At 49.1% G+C, this 12,668-nt stretch carries 7 protein-coding genes; 6 read left to right on the top strand and 1 reads right to left on the bottom strand.

Annotated elements, in window-relative coordinates:
* The first annotated feature begins 139 nt into the window (after nucleotides 1-139).
* Together R3D00_02180 and R3D00_02185 are read left to right on the top strand one after the other, a co-directional pair.
* A complete protein-coding gene (locus tag R3D00_02180) occupies nucleotides 140-5,836 on the top strand; it encodes a carboxypeptidase-like regulatory domain-containing protein (GenBank protein MEZ4771960.1) in 5,697 nt (1,898 codons plus the stop codon).
* 79 nt (nucleotides 5,837-5,915) lie between these two features.
* Nucleotides 5,916-8,693 carry a choice-of-anchor Q domain-containing protein gene (locus R3D00_02185; GenBank protein MEZ4771961.1) on the top strand — a complete coding sequence of 926 codons (2,778 nt, stop codon included), beginning with the start codon at nucleotides 5,916-5,918 and terminating at the stop codon, nucleotides 8,691-8,693.
* A gap of 60 nt (nucleotides 8,694-8,753) precedes the next feature.
* Here the strand turns inward: R3D00_02185 and R3D00_02190 are convergent, their stop codons facing one another.
* A complete protein-coding gene (locus R3D00_02190) occupies nucleotides 8,754-8,993 on the bottom strand; it encodes a Kazal-type serine protease inhibitor domain-containing protein (protein ID MEZ4771962.1) in 240 nt (79 codons plus the stop codon).
* 186 nt (nucleotides 8,994-9,179) lie between these two features.
* Here R3D00_02190 and R3D00_02195 point away from each other — a divergent pair, with 186 nt between their 5' ends.
* The 4 genes from R3D00_02195 (at nucleotide 9,180) to R3D00_02210 (ending at nucleotide 12,656) form a co-directional block, all read left to right on the top strand.
* Nucleotides 9,180-9,440 carry a hypothetical protein gene (locus tag R3D00_02195; GenBank protein ID MEZ4771963.1) on the top strand — a complete coding sequence of 87 codons (261 nt, stop codon included), beginning with the start codon at nucleotides 9,180-9,182 and terminating at the stop codon, nucleotides 9,438-9,440.
* 260 nt (nucleotides 9,441-9,700) lie between these two features.
* Nucleotides 9,701-10,228 carry an endonuclease V gene (locus tag R3D00_02200; GenBank protein MEZ4771964.1) on the top strand — a complete coding sequence of 176 codons (528 nt, stop codon included), beginning with the start codon at nucleotides 9,701-9,703 and terminating at the stop codon, nucleotides 10,226-10,228.
* A 53-nt stretch (nucleotides 10,229-10,281) separates the two neighbouring features.
* On the top strand, nucleotides 10,282-10,812 hold the full coding sequence (locus R3D00_02205) for a CHAP domain-containing protein (protein ID MEZ4771965.1): 531 nt from the start codon (nucleotides 10,282-10,284) through the stop codon (nucleotides 10,810-10,812).
* Nucleotides 10,813-10,844: 32 nt separating this feature from the next.
* The gene (locus R3D00_02210) at nucleotides 10,845-12,656 is read left to right on the top strand and encodes a DUF5060 domain-containing protein (protein MEZ4771966.1); all 1,812 of its coding nucleotides are present in this window, start codon (nucleotides 10,845-10,847) and stop codon (nucleotides 12,654-12,656) included.
* Nucleotides 12,657-12,668: the final 12 nt, after the last annotated feature.

Genomic DNA, 12,668 nt, shown 5'->3' on the forward strand with positions numbered 1-12,668 from the left:
TATTCTGGGAAAAAGGTTCTCATCATCATCTATTTGTGTAGCTTGCTTGGGAAGCATGATAAGATAGATAATTTATGGAAAAAGGCATTCTGGATAGTCTTCAGGAAGAGTTGTTTTTTCCAATATCAACGGCCCCATTATGAACCTACGTTTTCCCCTGCTGATAGGTCTGCTGTTTTCTTTTGCGTTTTCTGCTGCACAGGATCTCATTCACAGCCGCCATACGAGCTATATGACTTATATCTTCCGGCTTGATAATGAGGAAGCGCACAACCTCTACAAAGAGGGAATTCAGCAAGTAGATGAATCCTTTTTTCATACTGCAATTGATTCGTTTCCTACCGATTCAGGTCATTATAAGCGCCCGATGCCTGTCGGACATTACCTGTTTGCACATGTCCAGGATGCAGAATTGAAGGTGGAATTGTATTCCGAAGACCGGCTGGACATTCAACTGGTCAACAACAAACAGGATTTTGGGCTGATTATCCATGACTCTGTCGGAACTCCGGTGAAAGATGCACGGGTATTGCTGCATCGCCGTGTAGTTCCGTTTTCCGCTTCCATACAGCGTTATCAGATAGGCAAAACCCATAAAGAAGGCCTGTTAAGTGTAGAATATGGGGGACATACCAGCTTTTTCCGCATTGACCATACCGGAAAGGGAGACCGGTCCTTTTCAATCAAACGACTGCACCTGTACGCGATTTACTACACACCGGTACGCTTTGTCTGGCTGCCCATTAAAGCCATTATCCGTACGATCCGGTGGCGGAATCCCTACGGCTGGATTCGCAAAGTGGTGGCGATTTTTGATCCCGACTTCCGCCGCGATAAGGGGATAAAAACAGGGTATATGGTATTCAGCCAGCCGGTTTACCGGCCCGGAGATACTGTTCGTTTTAAGGCATGGATCGCCAGTCCCAAAGGCAGACCGTTCAGCCGTCCGCTGGATGTGGTACTGCAAGGTCCTGGTTACAGTAGCAGCATCAACAAAACACTGGAGACAATTACGCCGACACGTAAAGGCGTTTATATCTTCGAATTTGTACTCCACGACAGCCTGAAACTGACGCTCGATCAGTCCTATCGCGTGGGACTCAATAAACAGCCCTGGAGAGCAGTGATTTCCGGGCAGTTTCAGTTTGAGGACTACGAGTTGCACGAAACAAATTATGTATTTCGCAGTGAGTTGGAACAACACAGCCCCGGTTTTCCCATGGCCTTTTATGCGCGGGGTTATGATGCCAATGACCTCAATCTGCTCGATGCAGATATGGATCTGTATGTTTTTCCCAAATATATCGACCATATTACTGTTGACAGCCTTTTCCTGGCCGATACGCTTTGGACCTATCAACAGCGGCTCGATCCTGTAGGAGAAACCAAAATCATTCTGCCCGACAGTTTATTGCCCGGGGCAAACCTTACCTATGAAACAGTCGCGGTATTTACCAATGCTTCCAACGAACGCCATGAAGAAAAGCGAAGAATCCGCTACCTCAACGAACCCGTAAAACTCGCCCTCACACTCGCCGCAGATACACTGAAAGGCGACTACCTGATCCGGGGAAAATCGAATCCTTCCAGCGGGAAGCTATATGCCTTTTCTGCGGATGGAGATACCCTTCTGAAATCGAAGGTATCACTTCCGCTCCGCCTGCCTGTCAATCCCTACATATTTCAGTATGTGTTGAAAACTGACAATCTGACCGCCAGGCTGAATGTATCAGAAGAACCCCCTTCGCTTTCCTGCTTTGCCTACCGCACGCCAGATTCGCTGTTTGTACAGGTCGATAATCCGCGTAACCTTTCTTTCTGGTATGCCCTTTACCGAAAAAACCAGCGGATCACGCAGGGAACAGGCACGACGTGGAAACTGGCTATGCCCGCCACCCGGAGTCAGAATTATTTTATTTCCCTTCAATATATCTGGGCCGGAGAAGTAAAAGATGCGGAATATAAAGTCAGTTTTGCAGACAAAGCCCTGACCGTAAACTTTGAGCAGCCGGCGACGATTTATCCCGGACAGAAGACAGCCATAAGCCTGCGCGTTACGGATGTGGATGGAGCGCCTGTTCCTTTTGCCGACCTCACAGCATGGGGCATTACCAGCAAATTTAAAAACGCCGGCGCACCTACAGTACCTGACTTCAGCAAAACCTATCCCGGGCGGAAAATGCTTCACAGCTTTGCAGAAAAGGATGCCCTCAACGGCCCTGATCAATACAGTCTCGATCTGGACTATACCCGGTGGAATGAACTTGCGGGACTTGACAGCATTGCCTGGTTTCAGTTTCTGTATCCGGAGAATGGATTTTACAGTTATTCACTCCCTGCCAAAGACAGCGCGTCGCAGTTGGTTCCATTTGTCGTGAAAAATGGAAAACTACTGGATGTACACATGATCTTTATAGATGAAAAAATGGTCTATTTCAGCGGTGTAACGGCACTTACCCGCTATACTTTTGCGGCAAACCCCGGCTATCACAACCTCCGCCTGAGAACGGCAGAATACACGGTGCAAATAGACAGCGTACAACTTTTGCCCGGGCAAAAACTCATATTCAGTACAGAGGCCCAGCCATTTAACCCACGGGCAAACGTGAGCTTTACCGGAAGCAAACTGGTGCCAACGGAAATTTCCATGCTCAGCCGTATGCTGATGCCGGTCAGACGCGCCACCAATGATACACAGATGGCCATCGCACAAGACGGGCGTTATCAGCTTTCCCAGCCACAGGTTTACGGGTACGGGAATCAGGTCTTTGGCCCGTTTTATCCCCGCGAGTTTCAGTATATAGAACAGGCTACTTCGGAGAAATTTACAGAAGTATTTGAGCCAGATTATGACTACGAATTTGGCCCACGCCGAATCAAAATGCGCAGTGTCAATATGCAGGGCCGGATCACGCGGCAACTGCCCGAAACCCATAAGCCTCCGGTGTTTACCGATAGCCTTTTGACAGAAGCAGAGATTATGGCTTTATGGGATTACACCGTAGCGAAATCAGACCGGGCATACTACTATCAGCATATATACGATGAGCCGACAGCCACAACCAACGGATACGGGCGGTTGCAGGTGGAAACCGGGCGAATGGATTCCCTTGTGCAGCAGATACTATTTGAGGTAAATGATCCCGATTTTATCCGTATTTATCCGGGAAATGAGAGACTCTTTCACCAGTTGAAAGCAGGCGAATATCTTCTCGTCGGATTGCGAAGTGACAGCAGCTTTTTCCGCATCCGCAACCTGAAAGTTCGCGTCAACGGGCTGAATTATTACCGCGAATCGAACCCCGACATTGAACCTGCCAGTAATTTCAGCACCCAATTATTAAAGCAGGTGAATGACCGCATTCGCAGCAAAAAAATCCTCGAAACGCAAAAGATTGAGATTAACAAGATATATCGCCCGGGTCTGATTGCCCTGCCTCCACAGGCTGCGTTTACACACCTGATTTCAGGGCGGGTGACAGACGAACAAACGGGAGAACCACTGCCGGGCGCGTCTGTGATTATCAAAGGCACTTCCTTTGGAACATTTACTGATCAGGACGGATATTTTGAATTGTATGGTCCGCAGGATGCCGTGCTGAGCATTTCATATATTGGTTTTGCTTCCCAGGAAATTCCGGTTTCAGGTATAGGCGAGCTGACAATCAGTATGGAGGAAGAAGTAACGATGCTGGAAGAAGTTGTGGTTGTAGGATATGGTGTTGTGCGAAAAGCAAACCTTGCATCAAGTGTCATTACAGTCTCTTCCACCCAACAACTTGCCGGAAAAGTTGCAGGGGTACAGGTAACCCCACTTACTGACATTCGCTCCCAGTCGGTCGATGCCGCTGATCCGGCTGCCCTTCCGGGTGATGAGGCCGTGGCGGATAAAGAAACCTACCAGTCCGGCGATGCCGGCAACACTTTGCGGCGCAACTTCCGCGACCATGCTTTCTGGCAACCCAATCTGCTGACAGGCCGCGATGGCAGGGCTACATTTACCACTACCTTCCCTGACGATGTGACAAAATGGAAAACCTTCGCGCTCGCAATGGGGCCAAACAGGCAGAGCGGACAAGGGCAGGGCGAAATCAAAGCCTACAAAAACCTGATGGCCCAGCTTTCACTTCCCCGTTTTCTTGTGGAGGGAGACACCACCTTTGTGATTGGTAAAGTACTCAATTATACCCCCGACACGGTTACTGTTACTACAAATTTTCAGGTGGAAGAAAACGAGGCCGTAACACGCCAGGCACAGCTTATTACTTCGGTTTTTGATACACTTATGCTTGTTGCCCCCGATCATGACAGCCTCAGCATTACCTACAGCATGCAGCGGGAAAATGGCTATTTCGACGGAGAAAAACGCACCATTCCGCTTTTCCCCAGAGGCACAGAAGAGACAGATGGAATGTTTGTCAGTCTGGATCGGGACACCAGTTTTACCCTGATTTCCGAAGCCCCAATGACCGGGCTTACGATTCGCGCACAGGCGAGTCCCCTGCGGGTGCTACTCGGCGAAATGGAGCGGATTCACAAATACCGCTATCTATGCAACGAACAACTCGCCTCCAAAATCAAGTCCCTCCTCATGGAAGCCAAAGTACGGGAGCTGCTGGGCGAAAAACTTGACATAGACAAAGAAATCAGGCAACTGATTGACAAACTAGAGGAAAGCCAGGATAGTGAGGGACTTTGGGGATGGTGGAAGAATGGCAGCTATACCCCATGGATCAGCCGCCACGTGCTGGAAGCCCTGCTGGCCGCTGAAGCCGCAGGTTATCCGGTGAAGTTTAACCGGCAGGCAGCAATCGGAGAACTGGTGTATCAGCTGGAGGGAAAATATCTGCCACCCGGCTACCAGATTCAAAACTTGTTTCTCCTGCATAAATTGGGCGGGAAAATAGATTTTTTACTCCGCACAGACAGCCTCAGCCGCGATACTACGCTGGATCAGATCGGGCAATTTCAACTCATCGAACTCAAGCAGACCTTAGGGTTGCCCTATTCCCCCGACACCCTGTATGCCCAGCAGAAAGAAACCCTTTTTGGAAACCTGTACTGGGGTTTTGACGGGTATCACCCATTTTACAACAACTACACTGCGACCCTTACAGCGTACCGAATCCTTCGTGCAAATGGGGGAGAAGATACACGCCTGCGCAAGATCAGAAACTACCTTTTTGAGCAGAAGCAGGACGGCTATTGGGTCAATACCTACACTTCGTCGTCAATACTGGAAACGATTTTGCCCGAAGTGATGGCAGAACATCAGGCGATCAGCGTGCCCCGGCTTGTGCTGAGCGGAGCAGTTGAAGCTGAGGTTACAAAATTTCCCTACGAGACCCGGCTTGAACCCGGCCAGCAACTGTCAGTCGAAAAAACAGGCACGACACCCGTTTATTTCAGCGCGTTCCAGACATACTGGAACCAGGAGCCGGAGGCGGTGTCGGGCGATTTTACGGTCAGCAGTTATTTTCTGGCAGCCGGTGATACGCTCGGGCAGCTGGAAGCAGGCAAACCCGTTACCCTTCGGGTAGAAGTCGAGGTGAAAAAATTATCAGAATTTATGATGGTTGAGGTGCCGGTTCCGGCGGGCTGTTCTTATGCAGAAAAACCACAGAGTTTTTGGCGAAACCCAGAAGTTCATCGCGAGTATTTTCGCGACAGAGTGAGTATATTCTGCGAAAAGATGATCCCCGGCAAATATACGTTTGATGTAGAATTGTCTCCGCGGTATACAGGGATTTACAACCTCAATCCGGCGAAGATTGAGCAGATGTATTTTCCTGTTTTCTTTGGAAGAAATGAATTAAAAAGTGTAGAAGTGGAGTAAAGGAAAAAAAATTTACATCCCTTAAATCCAAATTTCGATGGGGCTCGTATGTCTGCAAATCATTTAAAAATCCCGTCCCATGAATCGAAATTTTATCACATCTCTACTGATCATCCTGCTGTCCGCGATGTTATTTCCGCAGACGGCTAAATCTGCTTCTGTCATTGTTACCAATTCCTCTGACAATGGTCCCGGCTCTCTTCGTGAGGCTGTCGCCAGCGCTATGCCCGGAGATATAATCGAATTTGCACCGGCTACCAACGGTATGGATTTCACCCTTATATCGGGAGAAATCCTGATTGACAAATCATTGACAATTGTGGGGAATGATTCTTCCCAGACAATGATCAGTGGAAATAATCTCAGCCGTATTTTTTCCATATCCAATGCAGGTACAGTAATCCTCAAAAATCTGAAACTGACGGATGGGAATGCAGCCGGAAACGGTGGGGCAATGATGATAGATAATTCTTCCGTACAGCTAATCTCCTGCGTGGTTACCAACTCCATGGCAACTGTCAGCGGAGGTGGAATTTTCCTGATGGGGGGAGAACTTACTGTAAATGGTTCATCTTTTTGGGGAAATACCGCTGGAGGAAATGCCGCCAGTGAAGGAGGGGGTGCAATTGCAAATGCTGCCGGTAACCTCACCATCAAAAACGGAACAACCGTCAATAACAACGTTGCCAACGGTGCCAGCGGCAGCGGAGGAGGAATCCTCAATAATACTGGCGGTATGCTCACAGTCATCGGAAGCACGATTTCCATGAACCACGCCAACCGCGCGGGTGGTGGAATCGAAGACAATTCGGGTGCGGCTACCGTTGTGAGACTCACAGACGTAACCCTCAGCGGCAACTCTACTGGTTCAGCTCCCGGCAATGGCGGCGCAGTACATATTACCGGCCCGGGCAATATGCTGGTTACTGGCGGAATGGTTTCCGGTAATACTGCCACCGCCGAAGGCGGCGGGTTGTGGAATGGCAGCGGGGAAATGGTCATTTCCGGAACGGTTATCGACGGAAATATAGCCAGCGGTGCACCTGCAGACCAGGGCGGTGGCGGCGTATTCAACAACGGCGGATCACTCACGATCAAAAACGGCACAACCATCACAAACAATTTAGCCAACGGAGCCAGCGGCAGCGGCGGTGGAGTGATGAACGAAGTGGGGGGTACACTGACGGTCATCGGCAGTACCATCTCCATGAACCACGCCAACCGTGCGGGTGGGGGTATTGAGGACAATTCGGGTGCGGCTACGGTTGTACGGCTGACGGATGTAATACTGAGCGGCAATACCACAGGTCCGGCCCCCGGCAACGGCGGTGCTGTGCACATCACCGGCCCGGGCAATATGCTGGTTACCGGCGGAATGGTTACCAGTAATACTGCCACCGCCGAAGGCGGCGGGTTGTGGAATGGCAGCGGGGAAATGGTCATTTCCGGAACGGTTATCGACGGAAATATAGCCAGCGGTGCACCTGCAGATCAGGGCGGCGGTGGCGTATTCAACAACGGCGGATCACTCACGATCAAAAACGGCACAACCATCACAAACAATTCAGCCAACGGAGCCAGCGGCAGCGGCGGTGGAGTGATGAACGAAGTAGGGGGTACACTGACCGTCATCGGCAGTACCATCTCGATGAACCACGCCAACCGTGCGGGTGGGGGAATCGAAGACAATTCGGGTGCGGCTACCGTTGTGAGACTCACAGACGTAACCCTCAGCGGCAACTCTACTGGTTCAGCTCCCGGCAATGGCGGCGCAGTACATATTACCGGTGCAGGCGATATGCTGATCTCAGGCGGAATGGTTACCGGGAATACTGCTGCCAGAGAAGGTGGCGGGTTGTGGAATGGCAGCGGAAAAATGACCGTAAGAGGTGTCACGCTTGACGGCAATATGGCCAATGGCCCTGCAACTGATGATGGCGGAGGTGCCATATTCAACAATGGCGGGACCCTGAAAATTACCTTATCAACTATTTCCAATAACTTCTCTTCCGGAGCGATGGGCAATGGCGGCGGCGTACACAACAATAATGGCGGTGTTGCGATCCTCTATACCACTATATCGGGCAACAGCTCCGGCAATCAGGGGGGCGGTATCAGTAATACAGGGACATTGAGCGTTTCAGGCAGCACCATTACTCAGAACATGGCAATGAGCAACGGTGGAGGTTTTTCGCAAAATATGACCACAGATATGGTTACTTTTAAGAGTACCCTTATTGCCGGAAATATGGGCACAGGCTCAGGACAGGATGTGTTTTCCGCAGGAACAATCAAGTCGCTCGGCTATAATCTGGTAGGTCAGGATGATCTGGCAATCTTCCCCTCCAAATCCACTGATATAACTGGTACAGCTGCAAGTCCTGTAGATCCGATGCTGGATGTACTGGCCAATAACGGCGGAGCAACCCAGACACATGCCCTGCTGTGTGGAAGTCCGGCAATTGACGCCGGTGATCCGGGCAATAATTCTGCTGACCAGCGCGGAATGATCGTCTTCAACGGTACGAGAGATATTGGTGCATTCGAACTTCAGACTGGTTGTTCGGTAAATGCAAACCGGAAAGCAGGGGTTGCATTCGAAGCAGCAATCAATAGCCAGGTATATCCCAATCCCGCAACCGAAGGATGGTTACAAATAGAAATACCTGCGGATCAAATCTACACACAGGCAACAATCAGACTGGTAGATTTGACCACAGGCAAGACAATCCGTGAAAATATGGTTTCACTTGGGAGTACGAAGATGAACGTAAGCGATCTGGTTTCCGGAACCTATTTAGTACAGGTGATTTCCGGAGAAAATATGAGCAATCACAAATTGATCATTATGAATTAAAACTAGGTAATTTTGGAGTTTCAGCCGCTTCATTCTGCAATTTGCGGGATGGAGCGGTTTTTAGTTTACCCCGCATTGGCCTACAGTATAACTCGTTACACCATTGATTTCAGCCATACATGGATTAGAATAAGTAACACCATCACAGCCGCATACGGGATTGTAGTCAGCTGTACACAGACAGGTGATACATATTTTGCTTTTGTCGATACATGGGTCAACATCCTCTTTATCACAGCTGAAAAAAGCCATTGAAAGGAAAATGATCAGGAAAGCGGGGATTTTTATCTGCGTTTTCATACAAATAAATTAAAGTTTGTTTGTTTCCCTTAAGACGGGGACAAAACAGAAGATGCTGCATGAGTTTTGGGGATTTTCTGACTTTACGACTAAAAGGGAGCGATGAAACAGGGAATCAAATATTTCCCGAACAATCTTGCTCATTTTTAGTTGTCATTTTCTATATTCACACCAAAACTCAGCGCTATGGCAAAAAAGAAACTTGAAGACTATACAGTTGAAGAACTTCAAAAGCAGAAAAAAACCATCACTACCATTATATCTATTATGGCCGGGTTGATCATTGCTTTTGGTATTTACTTCGTATACAGCCTTATTGCCGGAACCTGGAATCCTACAAAAACGCTTTCAACTGTTTCTGTAGCGATGCTGGTTGTCGTAATCTCCTCTAACGCCGCGATTTTGAGCGGGGTAAGTGCCGAATTGAAAAAGAGAGGGACCTCCTGAGCAATAAATCGCGAGGGCAGTTCCATAGATTATAACAACAACGGTCACCGTTAAGACCATCTGTAATTGCTCCCTTGGGCTGTTAAGAAACCGATGCTCTGCGATATTTCAAAAGTACATACGGGCTTCGTCGTAATGCCCAGAGTTACCCATTGTACAGAAGATGAGAATTGGGGAAAGTAGGTGAGGGCAAAAAGTATTTGTCGTAAAATCAACCTCCTTTCGCGTCAAAAATTGATTTTTTCTTAATTTTGGCGCAGATGGGTCTTTCCAAGCAAAATATGATCGCCTGCCTCGATGTGCAATATGCTCCCCATTCTGCCGCAGCCGCAGCAGTAATATTTACAGAATGGAAAGATGCCGTTCCTGCTAATATCTATACTCTGGTATCAGCGGATATACAGGACTATATTCCCGGCAAATTTTATCTCCGCGAGCTTCCTCCGCTACTTTCACTTATCGCTACTGTAAAAGAGCCGCTGAATTGCATCATTATTGACGGATATTGTTATCTGTCAGACGACTATGCTCCCGGGCTGGGATATTACCTGCACGAAAAACTCAATCCCAAAATCCCTGTTATCGGAGTGGCAAAAAGTAAGTTCAGGAATATGGACATGGCGATAGAAGTATTTCGGGGTCAGAGCGAAAAACCGCTTTATATAACCGCCATTGGTATAAGCGATGAAATGGCTGCTTCCTGCATAAAAAATATGCATGGAAGCTACAGAATGCCGGCTTTACTTAAGCTGGCCGATCAGCTTTCAAGAAAAACTTTTCAGGAATGAAACGCTGGTTCGGGTTCCTATCGGTTTTTTCGATTTTAATCTTGTGTGGGTTAATGGCTTTACCGCGTTTTAGTTTAAACCTATACTATTCAGTTGGTCAGCCAATAGATAGCCTGAACAGTGTGAAAGTCTATTATAATGGAGCTATTGGCCATGTATCCGGTCGCAATATGTCCAATGACAGCTACAATTTGGGCTTAAAATACCAATGCGTTGAGTTCGTAAAACGTTACTACTACGAACATCTTAACCACAAGATGCCGGATACATATGGTCATGCAAAAGATTTCTTTGACCGAAACCTGAAAGATGGCCAGAAAAATACAAAACGAGATTTGATGCAATACCGCAATCCGGGAAGATCCAAACCCCAGATTGGCGATTTGATTGTTTTATCGGAAACGGTTTTTAACAAATATGGCCATGTGGCCATTGTTTCAGCTGTGAGCGATAAAGAGGTAGAGATTATTCAACAAAACCCTGGACGTTTCGGGAAGTCCCGCATAACCTATTCTCTCCAAAAACGGGGTAACAACTGGCAGATTGACAACCATCGCATTTTAGGCTGGCTGAGAAAAGAATAGTGGTTATATTCAGCCTGTAAAAATTCTCTACCATGCGCTACATCGCCCTCACCATCGTCATTCTTGTGGCCCTGACAAGCTGCCAGTCCCCCGCACCTTCTTACGAAGTCCGCCAGTGGGAAAAACTCACGATTTCCTTCACCGGACCTCATACTTCCGAGCAATCCGATGCCAATCCCTTCCTCGACTACCGCCTGGTGGTTCGTTTTGCGCAGGGAGACAAGGTCTATGAAGTGCCCGGCTTTTACGCTGCGGATGGGAATGCCGCTGAAACCAGCGACAGCACCGGTGCTGTCTGGCAGGTGCGATTTCGCCCTGATGCGCCGGGAGACTGGTCTTACGAAGTCTCCTTTCGGCAGGGGAAAAATATTGCAGTCTCCGATGACCCGCAGGCAGGCCAATCCGTCGCCTTCGACGGCCAGAAAGGGCGTATCCACGTATTGCCCGCAGCTGAAAGCGCAGAAGGCAAAATCCGCCGCGTGCCGGGGCATTACCTCCAATACGCCGGATCGGGGCGGTACTTCCTGAAAGGCGGAGCCGACAGTCCTGAAAATTTTCTGGCTTACACCGATTTTGACGGTACATTTCGGGCCGAAATGGCCGAAGGAAGAGAGGGCGAAGCCAATCCCCGCGATGTACTCCACCACTATGAACCCCATTTACAGGACTGGAAAGACGGCGACCCAACCTGGCAGGGAGGAAAAGGCAAAACAATGATCGGGGCGCTTAATTATCTCGCATCCAAAGGCATGAACTCGGTCTATTTCCTCACCATGAATATCGGCGGCGATGGAAAAGACGTATGGCCTTATACTGCTTATGGCGAAAGGCTGCGCTTTGATTGCAGCAAACTCGACCAGTGGGAAATCGTCTTCGACCATATGGATCACCTGGGCCTTATGCTCCATGTGGTAACACAGGAAACGGAAAACGAAAAACTGCTCGACGATGGCGATACCGGCCTTGAACGAAAACTCTACTATCGCGAACTCATCGCCCGCTTTGGCCACCATCTGGGCGTAACCTGGAATATGGGCGAGGAAAATGGCCCTGCCAGTTTTTCCCCCAACGGGCAGAGCCACGAACAGCGGCAGGCGATGGTGGCTTATATGAAAAAGACCGATCCCTGGGATAATCTCGTCGTCATCCACACGCATTCAAACGACAGCCTCCGGCATGCGCAGTTTACCCCCCTTTTGGGCGATCCCAATATGGACGGCCCTTCCATACAGGTGCATAATCCCGCACATACCCACGAAGAAACAAAACACTGGGTGTCAGAATCCGCAAAAGCCGGATTTCCCTGGGTTGTATGTCTGGACGAAATCGGCCCTGCCAACCGGGGCACGGACCCAGATGACCGCGAAGATAATAACCAGGCCGCTGTTCGCGCAGAAGTGCTCTGGGGCAATCTAATGGCCGGTGGGGCAGGGGTTGAGTGGTATTTTGGTTACCTCAATCCGCACAATGATCTGGGCTGCGAAGACTGGCGGTCTCGTGACCGGATGTGGGACTATACCCGCCACGCGCTGACATTTTTCCAACAGCAATTACCTTTTTCTGAAATGCAAAGTGCCGATGAAAAAGTAAGCGGAGAGAGAAACTATGTATTTGCGAAAGCCGGAGAAGTGTATGCCGTTTACCTGACAGAAGGCGGCACGGCCAATCTTGACCTTAGCGACCAACGCGGCACATTTTCTGTGCAGTGGTATGACCCACGCAATGGCGGAGAATTGCAAGTCGGAAGCCTCAGGGAAGTTTCCGGAGGGAGTATAGTTTCACTGGGGGAAGCATTGGCAGAATACGGGCAGGACTGGGTGGTATTGCTCCGTGTTTTGAAGTAAAAAATATAAGGT

The sequence above is a fragment of the Bacteroidia bacterium genome, from assembly GCA_041391665.1.
Taxonomy (GTDB): domain Bacteria; phylum Bacteroidota; class Bacteroidia; order J057; family J057; genus JAGQVA01.

Excerpts from the sequence above, each read along its gene's own strand:
- R3D00_02200 (MEZ4771964.1), top strand. The coding sequence starts at position 9,701 with ATGGGTCTTTCCAAGCAAAATATGATCGCCTGCCTCGATGTGCAATAT.
- R3D00_02185 (MEZ4771961.1), top strand. The coding sequence starts at position 5,916 with ATGAATCGAAATTTTATCACATCTCTACTGATCATCCTGCTGTCCGCG.
- R3D00_02180 (MEZ4771960.1), top strand. The coding sequence starts at position 140 with ATGAACCTACGTTTTCCCCTGCTGATAGGTCTGCTGTTTTCTTTTGCG.
- R3D00_02195 (MEZ4771963.1), top strand. The coding sequence starts at position 9,180 with ATGGCAAAAAAGAAACTTGAAGACTATACAGTTGAAGAACTTCAAAAG.
- R3D00_02190 (MEZ4771962.1), bottom strand. The coding sequence starts at position 8,993 with ATGAAAACGCAGATAAAAATCCCCGCTTTCCTGATCATTTTCCTTTCA.
- R3D00_02205 (MEZ4771965.1), top strand. The coding sequence starts at position 10,282 with ATGGCTTTACCGCGTTTTAGTTTAAACCTATACTATTCAGTTGGTCAG.
- R3D00_02210 (MEZ4771966.1), top strand. The coding sequence starts at position 10,845 with ATGCGCTACATCGCCCTCACCATCGTCATTCTTGTGGCCCTGACAAGC.